General features: G+C 64.5%; 21 protein-coding genes. 9 read left to right on the top strand and 12 right to left on the bottom strand.

From position 1 onward, the window contains the following. The first annotated feature begins 59 nt into the window (after positions 1–59). Positions 60–1,211 carry an AGE family epimerase/isomerase gene (locus IQ16_RS32450; RefSeq protein ID WP_018643249.1) on the top strand — a complete coding sequence of 384 codons (1,152 nt, stop codon included), beginning with the start codon at positions 60–62 and terminating at the stop codon, positions 1,209–1,211. Positions 1,212–1,228: 17 nt separating this feature from the next. On the opposite strand, the gene IQ16_RS32445 is transcribed toward IQ16_RS32450, so the two are convergent. The 6 genes from IQ16_RS32445 to IQ16_RS32420 all read right to left on the bottom strand — a co-directional run bounded on the left by IQ16_RS32445 (position 1,229) and on the right by IQ16_RS32420 (position 8,337). Further along, on the bottom strand, positions 1,229–2,068 hold the full coding sequence (locus IQ16_RS32445; protein ID WP_018643250.1) for an ABC transporter ATP-binding protein: 840 nt from the start codon (positions 2,066–2,068) through the stop codon (positions 1,229–1,231). A 145-nt stretch (positions 2,069–2,213) separates the two neighbouring features. Next, the gene (locus tag IQ16_RS32440; protein WP_018643251.1) at positions 2,214–3,497 is read right to left on the bottom strand and encodes an ABC transporter substrate-binding protein; all 1,284 of its coding nucleotides are present in this window, start codon (positions 3,495–3,497) and stop codon (positions 2,214–2,216) included. A 43-nt stretch (positions 3,498–3,540) separates the two neighbouring features. Further along, positions 3,541–4,614, bottom strand: coding sequence for a branched-chain amino acid ABC transporter permease (locus tag IQ16_RS32435; protein WP_018643252.1), 1,074 nt, complete (start codon positions 4,612–4,614; stop codon positions 3,541–3,543). A gap of 3 nt (positions 4,615–4,617) precedes the next feature. Further along, positions 4,618–5,511 carry a branched-chain amino acid ABC transporter permease gene (locus IQ16_RS32430; protein WP_018643253.1) on the bottom strand — a complete coding sequence of 298 codons (894 nt, stop codon included), beginning with the start codon at positions 5,509–5,511 and terminating at the stop codon, positions 4,618–4,620. 76 nt (positions 5,512–5,587) lie between these two features. Continuing rightward, the gene (locus IQ16_RS32425; RefSeq protein WP_018643254.1) at positions 5,588–7,519 is read right to left on the bottom strand and encodes a long-chain fatty acid--CoA ligase; all 1,932 of its coding nucleotides are present in this window, start codon (positions 7,517–7,519) and stop codon (positions 5,588–5,590) included. Next, complete coding sequence (locus IQ16_RS32420) at positions 7,516–8,337, bottom strand: ABC transporter ATP-binding protein (protein WP_026312037.1); 822 nt, start codon at positions 8,335–8,337, stop codon at positions 7,516–7,518. The genes IQ16_RS32425 and IQ16_RS32420 overlap by 4 nt, the downstream gene beginning before the upstream one ends. A gap of 336 nt (positions 8,338–8,673) precedes the next feature. Here IQ16_RS32420 and IQ16_RS32415 point away from each other — a divergent pair, with 336 nt between their 5' ends. Next, the gene (locus tag IQ16_RS32415) at positions 8,674–9,348 is read left to right on the top strand and encodes a Crp/Fnr family transcriptional regulator (RefSeq protein WP_018643256.1); all 675 of its coding nucleotides are present in this window, start codon (positions 8,674–8,676) and stop codon (positions 9,346–9,348) included. Between the two features lie 6 nt (positions 9,349–9,354). Here IQ16_RS32415 and IQ16_RS32410 read toward each other — a convergent pair whose 3' ends face one another. Both IQ16_RS32410 and IQ16_RS32405 read right to left on the bottom strand, forming a co-directional pair. Further along, positions 9,355–10,617: an MFS transporter gene (locus IQ16_RS32410; protein WP_018643257.1), complete on the bottom strand. Its 1,263-nt coding sequence runs from the start codon at positions 10,615–10,617 to the stop codon at positions 9,355–9,357. Between the two features lie 141 nt (positions 10,618–10,758). Then, entirely contained in the window at positions 10,759–11,601 is an 843-nt protein-coding gene (locus IQ16_RS32405; RefSeq protein WP_018643258.1) for a uroporphyrinogen-III synthase, read from the bottom strand. Positions 11,602–11,758: 157 nt separating this feature from the next. Between IQ16_RS32405 and purU the strand changes: the two genes are divergently transcribed. Then, a complete protein-coding gene (gene purU / locus IQ16_RS32400; RefSeq protein WP_026312038.1) occupies positions 11,759–12,622 on the top strand; it encodes a formyltetrahydrofolate deformylase in 864 nt (287 codons plus the stop codon). A gap of 114 nt (positions 12,623–12,736) precedes the next feature. On the opposite strand, the gene IQ16_RS32395 is transcribed toward purU, so the two are convergent. Further along, complete coding sequence (locus IQ16_RS32395; protein WP_018643260.1) at positions 12,737–13,030, bottom strand: hypothetical protein; 294 nt, start codon at positions 13,028–13,030, stop codon at positions 12,737–12,739. Between the two features lie 583 nt (positions 13,031–13,613). Here IQ16_RS32395 and IQ16_RS32390 point away from each other — a divergent pair. The 6 genes from IQ16_RS32390 to IQ16_RS32365 all read left to right on the top strand — a co-directional run bounded on the left by IQ16_RS32390 (position 13,614) and on the right by IQ16_RS32365 (position 19,480). Beyond that, positions 13,614–14,792: an ABC transporter substrate-binding protein gene (locus IQ16_RS32390; RefSeq protein ID WP_018643261.1), complete on the top strand. Its 1,179-nt coding sequence runs from the start codon at positions 13,614–13,616 to the stop codon at positions 14,790–14,792. A 136-nt stretch (positions 14,793–14,928) separates the two neighbouring features. Beyond that, the gene (locus tag IQ16_RS32385; protein WP_018643262.1) at positions 14,929–15,798 is read left to right on the top strand and encodes a branched-chain amino acid ABC transporter permease; all 870 of its coding nucleotides are present in this window, start codon (positions 14,929–14,931) and stop codon (positions 15,796–15,798) included. Between the two features lie 8 nt (positions 15,799–15,806). After that, entirely contained in the window at positions 15,807–16,835 is a 1,029-nt protein-coding gene (locus IQ16_RS32380) for a branched-chain amino acid ABC transporter permease (protein WP_018643263.1), read from the top strand. Beyond that, positions 16,832–17,587 carry an ABC transporter ATP-binding protein gene (locus IQ16_RS32375; RefSeq protein ID WP_018643264.1) on the top strand — a complete coding sequence of 252 codons (756 nt, stop codon included), beginning with the start codon at positions 16,832–16,834 and terminating at the stop codon, positions 17,585–17,587. Before IQ16_RS32380 ends, IQ16_RS32375 begins: the two co-directional genes overlap by 4 nt. Continuing rightward, positions 17,580–18,293, top strand: a complete 714-nt coding sequence (locus IQ16_RS32370; protein WP_018643265.1) for an ABC transporter ATP-binding protein — start codon at positions 17,580–17,582, stop codon at positions 18,291–18,293. Before IQ16_RS32375 ends, IQ16_RS32370 begins: the two co-directional genes overlap by 8 nt. Positions 18,294–18,361: 68 nt before the next feature. Then, positions 18,362–19,480: a cobalamin-independent methionine synthase II family protein gene (locus IQ16_RS32365; RefSeq protein WP_018643266.1), complete on the top strand. Its 1,119-nt coding sequence runs from the start codon at positions 18,362–18,364 to the stop codon at positions 19,478–19,480. A gap of 57 nt (positions 19,481–19,537) precedes the next feature. Here IQ16_RS32365 and IQ16_RS32360 read toward each other — a convergent pair whose 3' ends face one another. Genes IQ16_RS32360 through IQ16_RS32350 form a run of 3 tightly spaced genes read right to left on the bottom strand, consistent with a single transcriptional unit; the run spans position 19,538 to position 22,321 of the window. Continuing rightward, positions 19,538–20,653, bottom strand: coding sequence for an acyltransferase family protein (locus IQ16_RS32360; RefSeq protein WP_080648066.1), 1,116 nt, complete (start codon positions 20,651–20,653; stop codon positions 19,538–19,540). A 16-nt stretch (positions 20,654–20,669) separates the two neighbouring features. Further along, positions 20,670–21,395: a site-2 protease family protein gene (locus tag IQ16_RS32355; protein WP_018643268.1), complete on the bottom strand. Its 726-nt coding sequence runs from the start codon at positions 21,393–21,395 to the stop codon at positions 20,670–20,672. Beyond that, complete coding sequence (locus tag IQ16_RS32350) at positions 21,392–22,321, bottom strand: DUF2167 domain-containing protein (RefSeq protein ID WP_018643269.1); 930 nt, start codon at positions 22,319–22,321, stop codon at positions 21,392–21,394. Before IQ16_RS32350 ends, IQ16_RS32355 begins: the two co-directional genes overlap by 4 nt. Positions 22,322–22,596: the final 275 nt, after the last annotated feature.

Here is a 22,596-nt window from a genome sequence, read left to right as displayed (position 1 = left end):
TGCACGCCGCCGCTGGCATGGGTATCAGACGGCCATTGTCGGGACGTGGAGAGAGCGAGATGGCGGAGGAACCGATCATGGCGGCGGAGGAGACGGCTGGCGTCGTCGCGCGCCTGAAACGCCGCATGATCGAGGAGGCGATGCCGCTGTGGTCGACCGTCGGCTGGGATCATGAAGCGGGCGGCTTCATCGACCGGCTGCACCGCGACGGCACGGCGGATGCCGCCGCGCCGCGGCGCGTGTTCGTGCAGGCCCGCCAGATCTACTGCTACGCCAAGGCGGCGCAGATGGGCTGGTATCCGGAAGGGCGCGCCATCGCGCTGAAGGGGCTGGAGCACCTGCTGGCGAAGGCCAAATCGCCCGACGGCAAGCCCGGCTATGTGCACCGGCTGACGCCGGAGGGCGCGATGCTGGACGGTCGGCGCGACGCCTATGACCACGCCTTCATCCTGTTTGCGCTCGCGACCGTCTACACGCTCGACAAGGACGCGCAAATTCGCGTCGAGATCGACGCGCTGCTCGCCTTCCTCGACGGCCATCTGCGCTCGCCGCATGGCGGCGTTCACGAAGGTCTGCCGGTCTCGCTGCCGCGCCGGCAGAACCCGCACATGCATCTGTTCGAGGCGATGATCGCGTGCTTCGACGCGACCCACGATTTGTCGTTCCAGAACCGTGCCGGCGAGTTCTTCGCGCTGTTCCTCGCCAATCTCTACGACAAGCAGAAGCACGTCTTGTCGGAGTATTTCGAGGAGGACTGGTCCAAGATCGAGCCGGTTAGCGTCGAGCCGGGCCATCAGGCGGAATGGGTCTGGCTGCTGAAGGGATTTGAGCGCATCACGGGTTGTCCGACCGGGCAGCGGCGCGCGGAGCTGCTGGCGACCGCGCTGCGCTATCGCGACGAGGCGACGGGCTGCCTGATCGACGAGGGCGATGCGAGCGGCAACATCCGCCGCAGCACGCGCCGGCTGTGGCCGCAGACCGAGATCGCAAAAGCGTGGATCGCGCAGGCCGAGTCCGGCGAGGCGGGCGCGGCGGAGGAAGCGCGCGCGGCGCTGGTGCGGCTCGAACGGCATTATCTCAGCCATCCCGTCAAGGGCGGCTGGTACGACCAGTTCGATCGCGACGGCAAATCGCTGGTCGACACCATTCCTGCGTCGTCGTTCTATCATGTTCTCTGCGCAGTCACGGAAGCGGAGCAGGTGCTGGGCTAGGCTCGAAGCGTTGCGGGTCACAGCCAACGCTTGCGCCGCTTGAAGCTCTTGAGATTTTTAAAACTCTTGCGCTGGTCGCCGGCGCCGCCGAGGTAGAACTCCTTGACGTCCTCGTTGTCGCGCAGTTCGTCGGCGGTGCCGTCGAGCACGACCTTGCCCTGTTCCATGATGTAGCCGTGGCTCGCCACCGACAGCGCCGCGCGCGCGTTCTGCTCGACCAGCAGGATGGTGACGCCGAGGTCGCGGTTGATCTTCTGGATGATGGAAAACACCTCCTTCACCAGCAGCGGCGACAGGCCCATCGACGGCTCGTCCATCAAAATCATCTTCGGGCGCGCCATCAGCGCGCGGCCGATCGCGAGCATCTGCTGCTCGCCGCCGGAGAGATAGCCGGCAAGCCCGGTGCGCTCCTTCAGGCGCGGGAAATAGTTGAAGACCATGTCGAGGTCGGCATCGACCTCACGGTCCCTGCGGGTGAAGGCGCCGAGCTTGAGGTTCTCCAGCGATGTCATGTCGGCGACGATGCGCCGGCCCTCCATCACCTGGAAGATGCCGCGGCGGACGATCTTGTCGGGATCGATGCCGTTGATGCGCTCGCCCTCGAACAGGATCTCGCCGCGCGTGACCTCGCCGTCCTCGGTCTTGAGCAGCCCCGAGATCGCCTTCAGCGTTGTCGACTTTCCGGCGCCGTTGGCCCCCAGCAGCGCCACGATCGCGCCCTTGGGCACGTCGAGACTGAGACCGCGCAGCACCAGGATGACGTCGTCATAGACGACCTCGATGTTGCGCACGGCGAGCAGGGGCGGCGCGGGGACGATGCTGGGCGAGGGACGAACGGTTTCTGCGGTCTCGGTCATGCTTCATAACTCTCCGCTGTCGTCGCCCGGCTTGACCGGGCGACCCAGTATTCCAGAGACGCCTGAGATTCACGGAGAAGCCGCGGCGTACTGGATCCCCCGCCTTCGCGGGGGATGACAGTTGTGTGTGGGGAAACGGCGTGGCTCACCAGCCCAGCAGTTCCGGCTTGCGCGGCAGCTCGACGGTCTTGACCTTCTCGAGCTTGATCGTGCCCTTGGCCATGAGGTCGTTGAGGTCGCCGTCGGTCGCGCCCGACACCTTGGTGCGGTAGAGGTCGACCTTCAGCGTGCCGCGGTGATCCTTGTCGGTCCAGGTCGAGGGATTGCAGACGCCTTCCATGCCTGATGGCACCCAGTCCTTCTTCTGATAGAAGCCCTTGGCGACGTTCTCGCCGGTGGCGCCGCCGTTCTGGGCGGCCCAGTCGAGCGCTTCTTTCATGTACAGCGCCGAGCAGACCGCCGCGATGTAGTGCACCGGGCGATAGACCTTGCCGCTCGGATCGGACATCTTGGAGATCTCCATCACCGTCTTCATGCCGGGCGCATCGCCGCCCCAGCTCACCGCGGTGCGCAAGGGGAAGATCACGCCGTTGGCGGAATCTCCGGCCGTCTTGGCGGCGTTCTCGTCCATGCCCCAGACATTGCCGAGGAACTGGATCTCGACGCCGGCGGTCTTGCACGCCTTCATCACCGAGATGTTGGAGGCCGCGGTGTTGCCGAGATAGGCGTAGTTGGCGCCCGAGGATTTCAGGCTCAGGCACTGCGCGCTGTAGTCGCCCGGCGTGAGCGCGAACACCAGCGGCGGCAGCACCTCGAAGCCGAGCTCCTGCGCCATGGCTTCGCCCGCGGCCTTCGGCGCGTTCGGATAGGGATGGTTGGCGCCCATGTGCACGAACTTCGGCTTGCCGGACTTGCCCTTGGCCTTCCAGTCCTCGGCCGCCCACATCAGCATCGCGCGCAGCGAGTCCGAATAGCTCGGGCCATAGAAGAAATTGTAGGGCGCGGGCTTGGCCTTGCCGCTGACGCCTTCGGGATCGGTCAGCGCCGCGGCATAGGAGCCCGACATGTCGGGGATCTTGTCCTGTGCGAGGAAGCCGGTCAGAGCTTCGGTGTCGGCGGTGCCCCAGCCCATGATCGCCGCGACCTTGCTGTCCGGCGCCGACCATTTCTTGTACAGCGCGATCGCGCGCGGCACCTGGTAGCCGTAGTCGTTGGTGTCGACGCTGAGCTGCTTGCCGCCGACGCCGCCGTTCTTGTTGACCCAGGCAAAAGCGTCGGCGACGGCCTGGCCGTAGGGCGTGCCGACGTCGGAGGTGCCGCCGGAATAATCGGCGAGATGCCCGATCGCGATCTGCGCCTGCGCGCCGGCCGAAAAGGCGGCGATCACGATCGCGAGCGATGCGGTGCTCAAAAGGGATTTTGCCTTCATGGGTCGGTTCCTCCTGTTTATTGTTTAAGTGAAGTTGCCGTGCTCAGTGCGAGAACGGGTAGAGTTTCCAGTACGCCTTGATCTGCCGCCAGCGATGCGCGAGCCCATCGGGCTCGAACATCAGGAACGCGATGATGATCACCCCGATCGCGATCTCGCGGAGGAAGGTGATGTTGGTGTTGAGCGACAGCGCCTTGTCGATCGCGCCACCCTTCAAGTAGTGGCTGATGAACTCCATCCCCTCGGGCAGCAGCACCACGAAGGCGGTGCCCATCAGCGTGCCCATGATCGAGCCGGTGCCGCCGATGATGATCATGGCCAGGAACAGGATCGAGCGCTCGATGCCGAAGCCTTCCTGGGAGACCACGAGCTGGTAGTGCGCGTAGAGCGCGCCGGCGATGCCGGCGAAGAAGGCGGCGAGGCCGAACGACAGCGTGCGGTACTTGGTGAGGTTGATGCCCATGATCTCGGCGGAGAGATAATGGTCGCGGATCGCCACCAGCGCGCGGCCGTCGCGCGTGCGCATCAGATTGGTGACGAGGATGTAGCTCAGGAGCACATAGGCCAGCACGACGTAGAAATATTGCTTATCGCCGCGCAGCGTATAGCCGAAGATCGAGAACGGCTCGGCGCTCGCCGGCACCGAGCCGCCGGAGAACCATTCGGCGCGCGAGAAGAAGTCGAGCAGGATGTATTGCGCGGCCAGCGTCGCGATGACGAGGTAGAGGCCCTTCAGCCGCGCAGCCGGGATGCCGAAGATCAGACCGACCATCGCGGTGACGACGCCCGCGAGCGGAATCGCGAAGAACACCGGGATCGGCGCGTTGTTGGAGATGTAGGCCGAGGTGAAGGCGCCGAGCAGGAAGAAGGCGGCGTGCCCGATCGAGATCTGGCCGGTGAAGCCGACCAGGATGTTCAGGCCGAGCGCGGCGATCGAGAAGATGCCGATCTGGATCAGGATGCTGAGCCAGTAGCCGCTGAAGAATTGCGGCGCGAGGCAGAGCAGCAGCACACCGAGAATCGCGAAGTTGCGGCTGGTGGTGGTCGGGAAGATCGTGGTGTCGGCCGCATAGGAGGTGCGGAAGTCACCAGCGGGGATGAGGGCAGGGCCGGCCATGGGTCAGATCCGCTCGATGTCGTGGGTGCCGAACAGGCCGTAGGGCTTGATCATCAGCACGATGATGAGGACGTAGAACGGCGCAATCTCGTAGAGATTGCCCCAGTGCAGATACTCGCTGTCGACATACTGGGCGACGTTCTCGAGCAGGCCGATGATGATGCCGCCGAGCACGGCCCCGCCGACGGAATCGAGCCCGCCAAGGATCGCCGCCGGAAACACCTTGATGCCGTAGGCGGCAAGGCCCGAGGACACGCCGTTGACGACGGCGACGACGACGCCGGCGACCGCGGAAACTGTCGCCGAGATCGCCCAGGCCATCGCGAACACGCTTTTCACGGAAATTCCGAGCGACTGCGCGACCTGCTGGTTGAACGCGGTGGCGCGCATCGCGAGGCCGTATTTCGAGGCGCGGAAGAACCAGGCCATGCCGATCATCATCGCGACCGAGACGACGAGGCTCATGACGTAGACGGTCTGGATCTGGAGGCCGAACAGGCTGACCGACTGGCTCTCGAACACGCGCGGGAACGGCTGCGGGTTGACGCCGAACATCCACTTCAGCGTGGCCTGGAGCACGGTGGACAGGCCGATCGTCACCATGATCACGGAGATGATGGGCTCGCCGATCATCGGCCGCAGGATCAGCACCTGCACCGCGATGCCGAACACGAACATGAACACCAGCGTGATCGGCATGCCGATCCAGAACGGCACCTGGTATTTGGCGAGCAGCGCCCAGCACACCCAGGCGCCGACCAGCAGCAATTCACCTTGCGCGAAATTGACGACCTGGGTCGCCTTGTAGATCAGCACGAACGACATCGCGACCACGCCATAGAGCGTGCCGACCACGAGGCCGTTGACCAGGAGCTGGATGAGGAAGGCGGTGTTCATGTGATGCTATCCTTCGCCTCTCCCCGCTTGCGCAGGGAGGGGTGGATCGATTGCCGACTCTGTATTGGAAGCGAATTCACTCCGCAGCCTCCGCCATGTGCCCATGTCCGCCGAGGTCGACCACGCGCAGTGTCGTTCGTACGCGCTGCGTGGTGCCGTCCTGGAAGCGGATCACGGTGTCGACGGGGATGTCGGCATCGCCGCGGTAAATGGCGTCGATGATACCCTCATACTTCTCGTTGATGACGCCGCGGCGCACCTTTCGCGTGCGGGTGAGCTCGCCGTCGTCGGCGTCGAGCTCCTTGTAGAGCAAGAGGAAGCGCGAGATGCGCTGGGCGGGCGGCAGCGTGGCGTTGACGGTCTCGACCTCCTTCTGCAGCAGCGCATAGACCTCCGACCGCGAGGCGAGATCGCTGTAGGTCGTGAAGGAAAGGCGGTTCTTCTCCGCCCATTTCGAGATGATGGAGTAGCGGATGCAGATCATTGCCGCGAGCGCGTCGCGGCCGGCCCCGAGCACCACGGCTTCGGCGATATAGGGCGAGAACTTCAGCTTGTTCTCGATGAATTGCGGCGAGAAGCGCTCGCCGCGCGAGGTCTCGGCGAGGTCCTTGATGCGGTCGATGACGACGAGCTGCCGATTGGTATTGAAATAGCCAGCGTCGCCCGAGAGCATCCAGCCGTCCTTGATGTCGGCGACACTCGCCTCGGGGTTCTTGTAATAGCCCAGGAACATGTTGGGATGCCGCACCACGATTTCACCCACGCCGTGGACGTCGGCATTGTCGATGCGGATCTCGACGCTGTCGGCCATGGGCACGCCGGTCGTGTCAGGATCGACCTTGCCCTCGGGATGCAGCGTGTAGGCACCGAGCAGTTCGGTCTGGCCGTAAAGCGTGCGCAGCGGCACGCCCATGGCCTGGAAAAATTTGAAGGTGTCGGGGCCGAGCGCCGCGCCGCCGGTGGCGGCCGAGCGCAGGCGGGTGAAGCCGAGGCGGTCGCGCAGCGCGCGGAACAGAGTCGCGTCGGCAAAGCCGGAGCGCTTGCCCTGCTCCAGCGCGGCGAGGCCCGACTTCATGCCGATGTCGAACAGGCGCTGCTTGAAGGGCGTCGCGTCCATCACCTTGGCGCGGACGTCGGCGGCGATGGACTCCCAGACGCGTGGGGCAAAGAGCACGAAGGTCGGCGCGATCTCGCGCAGATCGTTCATCATCGTGTCGGGCTCTTCGACGAAGTTGATCTTCATCCGGCAGAGCAGGCCTTTGCCGAGCACGTAGACCTGCTCCATGATCCACGGCAGCGGCAGCACCGAGACATATTCGTCATCGGGCCCCTTGGGGTCGAAGGCGAGATAGGTCGCGCAATGGCCGAGCACGCGGCCGGCGGCGAGCATCGCCAGTTTCGGATGCGAGGTGGTGCCGGAGGTGGTGCAGAGGATCGCGACGTCCTCGCCCTTCGTGGCATCCACCAGCTTGTCGTAAAGCTCCGGCTCGCGCGTGGCGCGGGCGCGGCCGAGCTCGGCAAACTTCTCCGCCGACATCAGGCGCGGGTCGTCATATTTCCGCATGCCGCGCGGATCGGAATAGATGATGTGCTTCAGCTTCGGCACACGCTCGGCCAGCGCCAGCAGCTTGTCGACCTGCTCCTCGTCCTCGGCGAAGACCAGCTGCGCCTCGCCATAGGTGAGGAGATAGGCGGCTTCTTCATCCAGCACGTCGCGATAGAGCCCGAGGCTGAGGCCGCCAATCGCATGCGTCGCCACTTCCGCTGCGACCCAGTCCGGTCGGTTGTCGCCGATGATGCCGATGACGTCGCCGCGACCAAGGCCGAGCTCGATGAGGCCAAGCGCGAAATCGCGCACCCGCCGCTGGTAGTCGCTCCAGGTGAAAATGCGCCACAGCCCGAGATCCTTCTCACGCAGCGCGATCTCGTTGCCGTGCTCCTTCGCATTGAGCCGCAGCATCTTCGGGTAGGTATCGGCCTGCGCGACGCGGCCTGCATAATCCATCATGCCGCGCTCTCCTGCGCCGGAGGAGCGTCGTCGGGATCGACCAGCACCTCGTCTTCTTCACCCAGATAGGCGCGCTTGACGTGGGGATCGGCGAGCACCGCGCCCGGATCGCCTTCGGCGATCTTGCGGCCGAAATCCAGCACCATGACGCGGTGGGAGATGTCCATCACCACGCCCATGTCGTGCTCGATCATCACCACTGTCATGCCGAACTCCTCGTTGAGATCGACGATGTAGCGGGCCATGTCCTCCTTCTCCTCGAAGTTCATGCCGGCCATCGGCTCGTCGAGGAGGATGAGGCGCGGCTCCAGCGCCATGGCGCGGGCGAGCTCGACACGCTTGCGCAGGCCGTAGGAGAGGGTGCCGGCGGTCGCCTTGCGCACCGACTGCAGGTCGAGGAAGTCGATGATCTCTTCGACCTTGCGGCGGTGTTCGAGCTCTTCCTTGCGCGCGCGGGTGAGCCAGTACAGCGAGCCCGTGAGGAAGTTGTTCTTCAGGAGGTGATGGCGGCCGACCATGATGTTGTCGAGCACGCTCATGTGGTGGAACAGCGCGAGATTCTGGAAGGTGCGGCCGATGCCGAGCGAGGCGCGCGCATTCGGGGTCAGGCCGGTGATGTCGCGATCGCCATAGAACAGCTGGCCTTCGGTCGGCTTGTAGCGACCGGAAATACAGTTCACGATCGAGGTCTTGCCGGCGCCGTTGGGGCCGATGATCGAGAACAGCTCGCCTTCCTTGATGGCGAAGCTGACATCGGTCAGCGCACGAACGCCGCCGAATCGTAAGGACACGCCGCGCACTTCGAGACTGGTAGCCACCAAACAAATCCCTCCCGGTGATGGCGCATTCTGCGGCGCTCTTCGTCGGTTCTGTCGGGCGATCCTAATACGGCCGTGCCTGCCAGACCATGCAGCTATTGGTCTCGACCGGACGGTCGCCACTTTCGTTCCCGTTTGGGATCAAAAGCCGCATCACCCGAGGTGGTTCTCAATAGGGGAAAGCGCTATTTTGAAATGTCTCCGGCCTGACAATTCTGCGACAAAGTTTTTCGGACCGAGGCGGCCTTCATCTTTCGTCGGATGGAAGCCGAAATGTTGATGTTGCGATGCAGCATACGGGTGGAGTGACGACACGGTGCGGCTGGCTTCGAGATCATGATTTCAGAGGATCATCTGAAGCGCGTTGCCGCCTGGTCGCGCGAGCTCACGCGCGCGGAGATCGAGGTCGCCCGCGCCGGAATCACGGAGCGGTCCTACGGCACCGGCGAGACCGTGTTCATGCGTGGCGACAATTTCGACTATTGGGCCGGCATGGTTTTCGGCCTTGCCCGGATGGGCGGGGTCTCGCGCGACGGCAAGGAGACCAGTCTCGCCGGGCTGACGGCCGGGGCCTGGTTCGGCGAGGGCAGCGTGCTCAAGAACGAGCCGCGCCGCTACGACGTGGTGGCGCTGCGCAACAGCCGCGTTGCGCTGATGGAGCGCAGCGCGTTCATGTGGCTGTTCGAGAACAGCGTCGGCTTCAACCGCTTCCTGGTGCGCCAGCTCAACGAGCGACTCGGCCAGTTCATCGGCATGCTCGAGGTCAACCGCACGCTCGATGCCACCTCGCGGCTTGCCCGCAGCATCGCCTCGCTGTTCAACCCGATCCTCTATCCGGAATCGACGGCGCATCTGGAGATCACCCAGGAGGAGATCGGCGCGCTCTCCGGAATGTCCCGCCAGAATGCCAACCGCGCGCTGAACCGACTGGAGAAGGAGGGGCTGCTGCGGCTGGAATATGGCGGCGTCACCATCCTCAATGTCGAGCGGCTGCGCGGGTATGGAGACTAGGCGCCGTCAGCGCGCGTTGGCGGGGGCGTGCAGCGGCCAGAGGTCGGCGCGCCAGCGGATCGCGATCGCCAGCATCGCGATGAAGCCCACGGCGGCGTAGAGCGACCCTGTCGCGGAATAGCCGATGATGTCGATCAGGCTGCCGGCCGCGAGCAGTCCGAGCGGCAGGCCGTAGATCACCATCATGCGCACGCCCATCACGCGGCCGCGCAGATGCGCGCTCGCCGTGCGCATCAGGATCACGGCCGCCGAGATCATCGACATGCTCTGTGCGATGCCGGCGAGAACGAGGCAGGCCATGGCGACGGGCATCGTCCTGATCTCGACGAACACCAGCAACATGGCGTACCAGGCCAGCGTCGCGCCGATCAGCAGCCGGGCAATGCGCAATCCGCCGACCAGGCTGAGCGTGATCGAGCCGATCAGCGAACCGACGGCAAAACTCGCCGAAAGATAGCCGAGGCCGGTCTGGTCGGTGTGAAAGATTTCGCGCGCGATGTAGGGCAGCAATCCGCCGGTGAAGGGAAATGCGGTGAGATTGGCGAGGAAGGCAACGCACAGCGCAGCGCCCATTCCAGGGCCATTCCAGGCGTAGACAATCCCTTCCTTCAGCTCGTCGAGCAGTTTTGAAACGGCGCGGCTGTTCGCCGGCAGGTCCGTCGTGGCGACGGTCCTTTTCGGCCGGGTCAGGCAGGACATGAGAATCGCGGCCACCAGGTAGAGGCTCGCGACCGCCGCATAAACCAATCCAATGCCGAGCACGGCGAAGAGGCCGGCTCCTGTCAGCGCTCCGGCGATGCGGGCGCTATCCTGGGTCGTGCGTGACAGGCTGATCGCGCCGACCAGCTGCTCGGCCGGCATGATGTCGGCGAGCAACGCGCTGCGGAGGCCGAGATCGGAGGAGCGGATCAGGCCCGTGATCGTCACGATGATCATGACGTTGAGCGGCGCCAGGTGTCCGGTCAGCGCCAGCACCATGATGGTCGAGGCCAGCGCCGTGTAGGTCAGGCGCAGCACCACGAGGAGATCGCGATGACCCATGCGGTCGCCGACCATCCCGAGCGCCGGTGCAATCAGTGTTCCCAGATATTGCAGCGAGGCGAGAAGGGTCAGCAGCAGCACCGATCCGGTCTCGACCAGGATGTACCAGCCGAGCACCAGGGTCTCGATCTCGAACGCCCAGGAGGTGAGCAGGTCGGATGGCCACTGGAAGCGATAGTTGCGAATGCGGAACGGTGCGAGCGCTGAAGGTCGCGCGCCTCTGCTCAAGAGGCGATGACGCGTGTCACGGCGATTCCCTGCCTTTGTTGTTTCTTCTTGCTGTGTTGTTTCTTCTTGCTGTTCGGCAAAGTAGCGCTGACGCTACACCTGTCAATCGCAGCCGCTGCAGGCCGCCCCCGCGCTCGGCTCTTACCTCGCTGCGCCTTGCGGCTTCCGTTCCGCCAGCGCTGCGGCGATGGCCGAGATCAGCGGGCGCATGAAGTAGGCTTCCTCCGGAGGCGACACGTCGGTGCGCAGGCCGTGCGCGGCGAGCTCGCCGGAGACGGCCGGGCCCACCGAGGCGATCAGCGTGCGTTCGAGGCCGGCGCGCAGCTTCGCCTCGCTGCCATGCGCCCTGGCGGCTTCGATCAGGCGGCGGACCTGGCCGAGATTGGTCAGTGCGATGGAGTCGATGCGTCCTTCCGCCATGTCGTCGATGGCGGCGACGATGCTGGCATCTGCGGCCTTGGAATCGTAGACATAGGGCAGCACGGTGTCGACCTCGGCGCCTAGCGCGGCGAGCGCGCCGACCAATGCGCTGTGATCCTTGTCCGGATAAAGCTGCAGGCCGAGGCGATGGCCCTTCAGGTCGAGCTTGCCCAGCATCTCGATCACGCCCTCGGTGGTCGGCTTCTCCGTGGTCTGCTGCGCCTCGAGCGAGATTTCACGCAGCGCCTTGCCGGGCTTCGGCCCGCGGGTGAATTTGCGCGATTTGGCGAGCGACGCGACCAGGGCCTGGTCGAGCCCGCGAGCGCGCGCGAGCTTCATGATCCGCCGCAGGCCTTCGCCGGTCATCAGCACGAGGTCCTCAAAGGGCCTGTCGATGGCGCGGCGAATCCAGGCCTCGATCGGGGCGGGGTCCGGCGCATCCTCGATGGTGAACATCGGGCATTGCACGACCTCGGCGCCTTGTTCGGCCAGAAGCTTGGAAAACTGCGCCTCCTCGCGTGTTTCCAGGATCAGGATGCGGGTGCCGTTCAAGCGGTCGGCCATGGGCGAGCTCCGGTATAAATCGCAATGGTACGTTCATCCTGACTCTGCGCCCGGGATTGGCGCAAGGCCAGCGTCGGTGCTAGAGCAGGGCGCAAATTGCGGGGTGTTCCGCGGCCGTTGCACAAACCTTCATCAAGAGCCAAGCCTGTTCATCAAGATGCCCGATCATCAATATGTCCTGACCCTGTCCTGTCCGGATCGTCCCGGCATCGTCTCGGCGGTGTCGACCTTCCTGGCCCATAACGGACAGAACATTCTCGACGCCCAGCAGTTCGACGACGTCGAGACCAAGAACTTCTTCATGCGCGTGGTGTTCACCGCGGCCGATCTCGTCGTCGAGCTCGCGGCACTGCAGACCGGCTTTGCCGCCATCGCCGAGCGTTTTGGCATGGAGTGGCAGATGCGCGACCGCGCCGCGCATCGCAAGGTGATGCTGCTGGTGTCGAAGTCCGACCATTGCCTGGTCGACATCCTCTACCGCTGGCGCACCGGCGAATTGCCGATGGTTCCGACCGCGATCGTCTCCAACCATCCGCGCGAGGTCTATGCCGGGCTCGATTTCGGCGGCATCCCGTTCCACCATTTGCCCGTCACCAAGGAGACCAAGCGCGAGCAGGAGGGGCAGATCATGGATCTCGTCGGCAAGACCGGGACCGATCTCGTGGTGCTCGCCCGCTACATGCAAATCCTCTCCGACGATCTCTCGGCAAAGCTCTCGGGACGCTGCATCAACATCCACCACTCGTTCCTGCCGGGATTCAAGGGCGCAAAGCCCTATCACCAGGCGCACGAGCGCGGGGTCAAGTTGATCGGCGCCACCGCGCATTACGTCACGCGTGATCTCGACGAAGGCCCGATCATCGACCAGGACGTCGAGCGCATCAGCCATCGCGACACGCCGGAAGATCTCGTCCGCAAGGGCCGCGACATCGAGCGCCGCGTGCTGGCCCGCGCGATCCGCTACCATCTCGACGACCGCGTGATCCTCAACGGCCGCAAGACCGTGGTGTTCGTGGATTAGGGCACCGTCATTCCGGGGCGCCTCGAAGAGGCGAGCCCGGAATCTCGAGATTCTCAGGTGCGCAATTGCGCACCATAGTTCGCGCTTCGCGCGCCCCGGAATGACGGCAGGAGGCTAGCGCACCGCGCCAGCCGACGTCGTCCCCGTCGCGCCCTTCTGCGCCTGCTCTTCCTTCTCGCGATCGGCCGCCGGCATCAGCCGCTTGCGCTCGCGCTCCTTCATGTAGGCGTCGTATTGCGGCGTGCCCGGTCGCGGCGGAGCATCCGCCGGAAGACCGCCGGCCCATTGCGGGACGTAGTCGCCCATGCCGGCCGAGAGTTTCTCGTTGACCGTGCCGCAGCCTGCAAGGTTGGAAGCGAGCAGGGCGACTGCAGCAGCGATCGAAAGCGAACGGGAACGCATGGACATCTTCTAGGTCGTGCCCGATCGGGCGCGGGATGAGGGGACGCCGGATGGGCGTCAGCGACGAACTATAGCCCTCAACATCTAAAATTGGCCTATTCGAGGGTCGGCGATGATGTATACAAAGAAGGTATTATAATAAGCAAATTTTGCCCTTGAAGGGGTGAATTTAGCTGGTACGGTATACATCACGTATTCCCCGTTCGATGGGCGTCACCCAAGTGGCCCCACCGCGAAGCAGGTGAGATATCCAAATTCTGCAAATGAGGGGCGGAATCCTCCATCTACGGCGTCGTGCGGTCTTCTTAAAATGGCGCATCAACAATCACCGCCCAATCGGCCAGCGCCACGAGGGGCTTTTTCGTTGACAGGACCATTATATTTGTACAATCGTACAAATCTCTCCCTGCCGTCGTTGAGGCAGATCACGCGGCTTGCGCCGAATGGTCGCCCAACGTCCGATTGACAACGGGGTTGCAGAGGACGCCATGTGGCCGCACGGCATGGCTCGTCCGTGAGTAAAGCGCGGCAAGGACCGGGCACTCGGTCCGGCTCACAAGAGGTCAGGAATGAAGGGGAGGGACATCTGATGTTCGAACGCAAGATTTTTTCGCGCACCGCAGCGGCCGCTGCCATCGCGGGCTTCGCGGCCGTCGCGCCCGCCAAGGCGGAAGACACGGTCAAGGTCGGCCTCATCCTGCCGATGACCGGCGGCCAGGCCTCGACCGGCAAGCAGATCGAGAACGCGATCAAGCTCTACATGCAGCAGAAGGGCGACACCGTCGCCGGCAAGAAGATCGAGATCATCCTCAAGGACGATGCGGCGATTCCGGACAAGACCAAGACCGCCGCGCAGGAGCTGATCGTCAACGACAAGGTCAACTTCATCGCCGGATTCGGCGTGACGCCCGCCGCGCTCGCGGCCGCGCCGCTGGCGACGCAAGCCAAGATCCCGGAAGTCGTGATGGCGGCCGGCACCTCGATCATCACCGAGCGCTCGCCCTACATCGTGCGCACCAGCTTCACGCTGGCGCAGTCCTCGACCATCATCGGCGACTGGGCGGTGAAGAACGGCATCAAGAAGGTCGCGACGCTGACGTCGGACTACGCGCCGGGCAATGACGCGCTCAACTTCTTCAAGCAGAACTTCACCGCGGGCGGCGGCGAGGTGGTCGAAGAGGTCAAGACGCCCTTGCAGAACCCCGACTTCGCGCCGTTCCTGCAGCGCATGAAGGATGCCAAGCCCGACGCGATCTTCGTGTTCGTGCCGGCGGGCCAGGGCGGCAACTTCATGAAGCAATATGCCGAGCGCGGCCTCGACAAGGCCGGCATCAAGGTGATCGGGCCGGGCGACGTCACGGACGACGACCTGCTCAACAACATGGGCGACGCCGTGCTCGGCACGGTCACCGCGCATCTCTACTCGGCGGCGCACCCCTCGCAGATGAACAAGGACTTCGTCGCGGCCTACAAGAAGGCCTTCGGCAACCGTCCGGGCTTCATGGCGGTGAGCGGTTATGACGGCATTCACCTGATCTACGAGGCGCTGAAGAAGACCAATGGCGACACCAACGGCGACAAGCTGATCGAGGCGATGAAGGGCCAGAAGTGGGAGAGCCCGCGCGGTCCGATCTCGATCGACCCCGAGACCCGCGACATCGTGCAGAACATCTACATCCGCAAGGTCGAGAAGGTCGACGGCGAGCTCTACAACGTCGAGTTCGCGACCTTCGAGGCCGTCAAGGATCTCGGCAAGACCAAGAAGTGACGCGCGAAAGCGCGTCATCCCGGGGCGCGCATTAGCGCGAACCCGGGATCTCGAAATAGTTGAAGCGAGATTCCGGGCTCAGCGCTTTCGCGCTGCCCCGGAATGACGAGCGTCCACCAGGAACGATCTATCCTCGATGACCGCGATCCTCACCAACCTGTTCGATGGCGTTGCCTACGGCATGCTGCTGTTCGTGCTCGCCTGCGGGCTCGCGGTCACGCTCGGCCTGATGAACTTCGTCAACCTCGCCCATGGCGCCTTCGCCATGGCCGGCGGCTATGTCTGCATGGTGCTGGTCAACCGGATGGGCTGGCCGTTCTTCGCGGCGCTTCCGCTCGCCTTCGTCTCGTCGGCAGCGATCGGCATCGCGCTGGAGCGCACGCTCTATCGCCATCTCTACACCCGCAGCCATCTCGACCAGGTGCTGTTCACCATCGGCCTGACCTTCATGTCGGTCGCAGCCGTCGACTACATCCAGGGCTCCTCGCGCGTGTTCATCAACCTGCCGGCCGCGCTGCAGGGCCAGTTCGATGTGTTCGGCGTCGGCATCGGCCGCTATCGGCTGATGATCATCGTGATCTGCGGCCTGCTCACCATCGGCCTTCAGATGGTGCTGGCCAAGACCCGCTTCGGCAGCCGCCTGCGCGCTGCGGTCGACGATCCCCGCGCCGCGAGCGGCCTCGGCATCAACGTGCCGCAGGTGTTCGCCTTCACCTTTGCGTTCGGTTGCGGGCTCGCCGGCCTCGGCGGCGCGCTCAGTGCCGAGATCCTCGGCCTCGATCCGTATTTCCCGCTGAAGTTCATGATCTACTTCCTGATCGTGGTCACCGTCGGCGGCTCTTCCTCGATAACGGGCCCGTTCCTGGCCTCGCTCCTGCTCGGCATCGGCGACGTCGCCGGCAAATATTACGTGCCGAAGATGGGACCCTTCGTGATCTACACCATGATGATCGTGATCCTGATCTGGCGCCCGAACGGCCTGTTCGGCCGCACGGCTGCGCGTTGAGTTCGCCGATGACCGCTGCTTCCGACGTCGGTTTTCACGCCCAGCGCCAGGCGCGCTGGCACTACGGCGAAGTCGCCTTCTGGCTCATGGTGCTGGCCTGCGGCTTTCTGTTTCCCACGCGCTATCTGATCATGACCGACATCCTGCGGCTTGCGCTGTTCACGATGTCGCTCGATCTCATCCTCGGCTATGCCGGCATCGTCTCGCTCGGCCATGCCGCCTTCTTCGGCGTCGGCGCCTATGCCGCGGGACTGCTTGCCCTGCACGGGATCATCAACGAGCCGGTGCTGGCGCTCATTGTCGCGGGCCTCGCCGCGATGGTGCTCGGTTTCGCCACCAGCTTCCTGGTGATCCGCGGCGTCGACCTGACCCGTCTGATGGTGACGCTCGGCATCGCGCTGCTGCTGGAGGCGCTTGCCGAGCGCTTCTCCAACATCACCGGCGGCACCGACGGCCTGCAGGGCATCGAGATGCAGCCGATCTTCGGCGAGATCCCGTTCGACATGTTCGGCAAGGCCGGCTTCTTCTATTCGCTGGCTGTGCTGTTCGTGCTGTTCCTGTTCGCCCGCCGCGTCGTGCATTCCCCGTTCGGCCTGTCGCTGCGCGCCATCAAGAACAATCCGTTGCGCGCCGCCGCGATCGGCATCCCCGTCAACCGCCGCCTGATCGCGATCTACACGCTCGCGGCATTCTATGCCGGCATTGCGGGGGCGCTGTTCACCCAGACCACCGCGATCGCCTCGCTCGATGTGTTCGCGTTCGAGCGCTCCGCCGATTTGATGCTGGTGCTCGTGATCGGCGGCACCGGCTATCTCTATGGCGGGCTGATCGGCGCGGTGGTGTTCCGCATGCTCCAGGAATTGTTCTCCACCATCACGCCGCAGTACTGGCAGTTCTGGATCGGCCTCGTGTTGGTCGTGATCGTGCTGGTCGGCCGCCAGCGCCTGCATCGCTGGGTGCTTTATGTGCCGAACCTGATCATCAGGCAGGTTGCTGGACGCAAGGCTGTCGTCGCCGTGCCGGAGAGCGACGCATGACCATCGCGCTCGAAACCCAAAATCTCGAAAAGACTTTTGGTGGCCTGCGCGTCACCCGCGACCTGTCCCTGAAGATCGAGCAGGGCGCCCGCCACGCGCTGATCGGGCCCAACGGCGCCGGCAAGACCACCGTGATCAACCAGCTCACCGGGGTGCTGAAGCCGAACTCGGGCCGCATCCTGCTTGAAGGCCAAGATATCACCGACCTGCCCGTGCACAAGCGCGTGCTGCGCGGCCTTTCGCGCACCTTCCAGATCAACCAGCTCTATCCCGACCTGACCCCGCTCGAGACCATCGGTCTTGCGGTCTCAGAGCGTCTCGGCCATGGCGGCGACTGGTGGCGGCGGATGGGGACGCGCGGCGACGTCAACGGCGAGATCGCCGAGCTCCTGACACGCTTCCATCTGCTCGACGTCATGAACGAAGAGACCGTGACGCTTCCTTACGGCAAGCAGCGCCTGCTCGAGATCGCGGTCGCGATCGCCGCCAAGCCGCGCGTGCTGCTGCTCGACGAGCCCGCCGCCGGCGTGCCCGAGAGCGAGCGCCATGACATTCTCGCCGTCGTCGGCGCGCTGCCGCGCGACGTCACCGTGCTGCTGATCGAGCATGACATGGATCTCGTCTTCTCCTTTGCCGACCGCATCTCGGTGCTGGTGTCCGGCGCGCTGCTGACGGAGGGCCCGCCCGAGCAGGTCGCGCGCGATCCGCAGGTGAAGGCGGTCTATCTCGGCGAGGAGGCGGTCAATGTCTGACCTGCTCGCAATCGAGGCCCTGCGCGCCGGCTATGGCGAGGCGGTGGTGCTGCCGAAGATGACGCTCAGTCTCGCCGAAGGGCAGGTGCTGGCACTGCTCGGGCGTAACGGCACCGGCAAGACCACGCTGATCAACTCCATCGTCGGCGTCACCCGCCGCTTCTCCGGCACCGTCGCGCTGGCCGGCACCGACGTCACCGCCTTGCGGCCCGACCAGCGGGCGCGCGCCGGCATCGGCTGGGTGCCTCAGGAGCGCAACATCTTCCGCTCGCTCACCGTGGAAGAGAACATGACCGCGGTGGCCCAGCCCGGCCCCTGGACGGTGGAGAAGGTCTACGAGATGTTCCCGCGGCTGAAGGAGCGGCGGAGCAACTTTGGCAACCAGCTCTCTGGTGGTGAACAGCAGATGCTGGCGATCGGCCGCGCGCTGACCCTCAACCCGAAGGTCCTGCTGCTGGACGAGCCGACCGAGGGCCTAGCCCCCATCATCGTCGAGGAGCTGCTGAAGGCGATCGGCACCATCACCCGGGCTGGAGGCATCTGCTCCATCATCGTCGAGCAGAATGCCCAAAAGATTCTGGGGCTTGCCGATCGCGTTGTGATATTGGAGCGCGGAACGATCGTCCACGACGCCCCGAGTGCCGCGCTGAAGGCTGACCCGTCGGTCCTGGAGCGCCATCTCGGCGTCGCCGGAGCGGCCCACTGATCTTTGCCTCTCCCCGCTTGCGGGGAGGGGCGTACAACGAGCGCCGACTGAAATTGGGAGAAACAAGAATGCAGCGAACCAAAGCCCCCTTCCGCGCCGACGAGGTCGGCAGCCTCCTGCGCCCCGCCAAGATCAAGGAAGCCCGCAGCCGTCTGGAGAAGGGCGAAATCTCGGCCGACGATCTGCGCAAGATCGAGGACATGGAGATCGAGAAGGTCGTGCACAAGCAGGCCTCGCTCGGCATGAAGCTCGCCACCGACGGCGAATTCCGCCGCTCCTGGTGGCATTTCGACTTCCTGGCCAAGCTCACCGGCTGCGAGCTGTTCCACCCCGACACCGGCATTCAGTTCACGGGCGTGCAGACCCGCCACGACGCGGTGCGCGTGATCGGCAAGCTCGACTTCCCCGATGACCACCCGATGCTGGACCATTTCCGCTTCTTGAAGAAGGTCGCCGATCAGGCCCACGTCACCGCCAAGATGACGATTCCCTCGCCGGCCGTGCTGCACTTCCGCGGCGGCCGCAAGTCGATCTCCAAGGACGTCTATCCCGATCTCGAGGCCTTCTACGAGGACCTCGGCAAGACCTACCGCAAGGCGGTGAAGGCGTTCTATGACGCCGGCTGCCGCTACCTTCAATTCGACGACACCGTCTGGGCCTATCTCTGCTCGCAGGACGAATTGCAGAAGGCGCGCGAGCGCGGCGACAATCCGGACGGTCTGCAGCAGATCTATGCCCGCATCATCAACTACGCGCTGGCCGAGAAGCCCGCCGACATGGTGGTGACGACGCATGTGTGCCGCGGCAATTTCCGCTCGACCTGGATCTCCTCGGGCGGCTACGAGCCCGTGGCCGAGACCCTGCTCGCCGGCACCAATTACGACGGTTACTTCCTCGAATACGATAGCGACCGCGCCGGCGGCTTCGAGCCGCTGCGCTTCCTGCCCAAGGGCAGCAAGGTCGTCGTGGTCGGCGTCATCACCTCGAAGTTCGGCGAGCTCGAGAAGAAGGACGACATCAAGCGCCGTCTGGAGGAAGCCGCCAAGTTCGCGCCGCTGGAGCAGCTCGCGCTGTCCCCGCAATGCGGCTTCGCCTCGACCGAAGAGGGCAACATCCTCTCCGAGGAGGAGCAGTGGGCCAAGCTCGGCCTCGCGGTCGAGATTGCGAAGGAAGTGTGGGGGCAGTGATCCCGCGCAGCCGCGTCATCGCGTGAGCGAGGCATCCGGGCTGCTCGATCGGCGACATCAGAGCGGGGCCGGACTTGTCCGCCCCGCTTGTTTTTTGCGCAGCAGAGTGCTGCGGATCAGCCGCTGCGCCGGCGCCTCGAACCAGCGATAGGTGAAGTGCGAGGCGACGAGCGTCGGCAGCACGAAAGCGGCCCAGAACAGGTGACTGCCATAGGGAATGGGTCGCTGCATGGCGGCGCAGGCGAGTGCGATGGCGAGCTGGAACGGGAAGTGCAGGAGATAGCAGGAATAGGTCATGTTGCCGGCCGCCTCCAGCAATGTCTCGATCCGCCGCGGCAAGGTGAGCTGGCCCGAGCAGCAGAACAACAGGATCGGCGCATAGGTCAGCAGCAGCGGTCCTGCGACCGGGACGAGCTCGATGTCCGCCAGCCAGAGCGCCGCGGGCACCGCGATGGCGGCGCACCCGGCCATCGCCTCCAACATCCGTCGATGCCGTGTAAAGACGACGGCCTGCCGGGCCATGGCGGCAAGCCCGCCTGCATAGAAGAAAGCCAGGCTGGTTCCGAGCTGGGTGCCGAACGTGATCGAGGCGAGGATCACGACCAGATTGAGCAGCGGGGATGCGGTCACAAAGCGCAGCGTCAGGAAGAAGGCCGCATAGTCCACGATCTCGACCGAGACCGACCAGATCGGTCCGTTGAAGCTTTCGCTGCGTGGCGGCAGCCAGTCGCTCGCCATGAACAGCTGCGCGATGAAGTGCGGGACATCGTTGTTCTGATAGACGAAGTAGAAGCCATGCTGCGCGAAATAGACCGGCTGCAGCACGGCGACCAGCAGCAGCGTCGCGATATGGAGCGGGTAGAGCCGCGACAGCCGGTACACGAAGAAGGTCCGGCCGCCGATCGTGCGATCGGCGACGACGGCGCGATACTTCCAGAAGAAGATGAAGCCCGAGATGCACCAGAAGAACCAGACGCCGTATTCGCCGGCCTCGTAGAACGGGAACAGAGCCTGATAGAACGGCAGCTCGCTTCTGGTGAGATTGATGCGGGGGCCGCCAGCGAAGGCGAAGTGCTGATAGTGCCAGAGCAGAACGGCGGCGGTTGCAAGGAAGCGCAACCCCTCCAGACCCAGGAGCTTCTGGGCCTCCGGCAATGTCGACGTTTTCGGCATGACGATACTGCCTCGGCTACCCCTGCCGCGTCATCGGCCCCAACATCTCGTGGACATCGTAGGTCATGACCGCGAGCAGGGCTGCGAGCGCCAGATAGGCGCTGCCATATTCGAGCTTGGTCTGGAGCGGCACGCCGTAATACGCGACGTTCTCGGGCGCATGCGGATCGTATCGCCACGCGCTGATCAGTTGCGGGGCCGCGAGGATCGCCACGATGAGCAGCATCGGGCTTGGCCGGTACAGCACCAGTGCAACCAGGATCGGCACGCCGACGAACCAGATTCGCGGACTGAGGACGGCCGTCACGCGGCCGCCGTCGAGCGGCGAGATCGGCAGCAGATTGAACAGATTGAGGAACAGTCCCGCATAGGAGATCGCGAGCAGCAGGGCACTGTCTTCCGATCTTGCCCACAGATAGACCGCGAGGGCGGCGGCGGTGCCGACCACAGGACCCGCGATTGCTACATAGGCTTCCGTCTCGACGTCGACCGGCTTGTCCTTGAGCGCGATCCACGCGCCGACGAACGGAATGAAGGCGGGGGCGCCGACGTCGAGGCCGCGCTGGCGCGCGGCGAGGTAGTGTCCCATCTCATGCGCGAACAGCAGTGCGATGAAGCCTGCCGCATAGTGCCAGCCCCATATCGTCGCGTAGACCGCGAGCGACAGCAGCATGGTGCCGCCGCTGGTGACGAGTTTCCCCCATTTCAGCCCGGAGAACAGCAGCAGAAAGAGAGTCTTCATGCCGTGCCGCCGGCGGAATCGCCGCGCGGCTTGCGACGGAAGAATTTCGCCACGCCGGCGCCGGCGACCGCCAGACCGAAGATGATGGCCTTGGCGAACTTGAGCACAAAGGCAAGCAGCACCGCAAACAGGCCGAGCTTCTTGGCGGCGACGCCGCCGACCAGGGCGAGCAGGCCGTATTCTGCGATGCGGTCGGTCGAGGCGCTGAAGTCCTCGTAGCGCTTGCCGGATTGATAGGAGAGGTTGGCGAGCAGTTCGTGAGCCGCTCCCTTGTCCGTTGCGATCCGGCCCGAGTCCGACAGCAGGTTCAGGCTGAAATAGCCTTCGCGCCCCAAAGCATATGTGTTGTAGTTGACGTCCTTTTCGACGTTGTCCGGCGCGCCCTTGTCCTTGCCGAGGACCGACCACACCAGACGGTGCGACACGGCATCGTATTTCGGTGGCTCGATCCAGCCGATCACTTCCATCTCGGGAAATCCGCGGGCGAGGCGGTCCTTGTTGGACTCCTCGACGCCTTCCTTCAGGTTCTTCAGGAGATCGTCCGCATTCCAGTCCTTGGCGGCATCATCCTTGATGTAGCCTTCCTTGATGTGGTTGATCACGACCAGCCACCGGTCGTTCTGCCGGGTGCCGAGCACGAGACCGACGAATGTCGCCTCGTGCACGACATTGCCGAGAGCGCGCATGACCCGTGCCCCCTCGGCTTTCGGCACGAAGAAGTCGCCGGTCGGGATTTTCAAAGTCGCCTGATCGATCAGCGGAATGTCGGCAGGACCAGCGGTGCCGGCATTGCCGGCTGCCTGCCACGCGGCGGCAAGCTCCGCCTTGCGCGCCGCCTCGCTCGATGGTGCACCTTGCGAGAAACCAGGTTGTGATCCGAATAAGACAGACAGGGCGATGCCGACGGCGGCAACGAATTTTCCCACAAGTTCCCCCAACCACCAGTCCACCAACGCGTTGGTGTTGCCGGTATTGTAGGATAACGATAAGTGGCAGGACAGAGCAGCCGCAGGTTGCGTTCGACTATCTTGCAGGCTGTTGCAATTTTAGCGCGCTGTGGTGGCTGCGTCGGCGGGCTGCTCGCTTTGCTCGTGTCCCGGACGCGCTGCAACGCTCTTAGCGTTGCCGCGCAGAGCCGGGACCCAGAAGGCAACGGGCTGCACTGTGTTGAAATGGGCCCCGGACGCAGCGCACCGCTGAA

Origin of the sequence: Bradyrhizobium huanghuaihaiense, from assembly GCF_007830635.1 — a bacterium.
GTDB lineage: Bacteria > Pseudomonadota > Alphaproteobacteria > Rhizobiales > Xanthobacteraceae > Bradyrhizobium > Bradyrhizobium huanghuaihaiense.
This window is presented reverse-complemented; position numbering and strand designations above follow the sequence as displayed.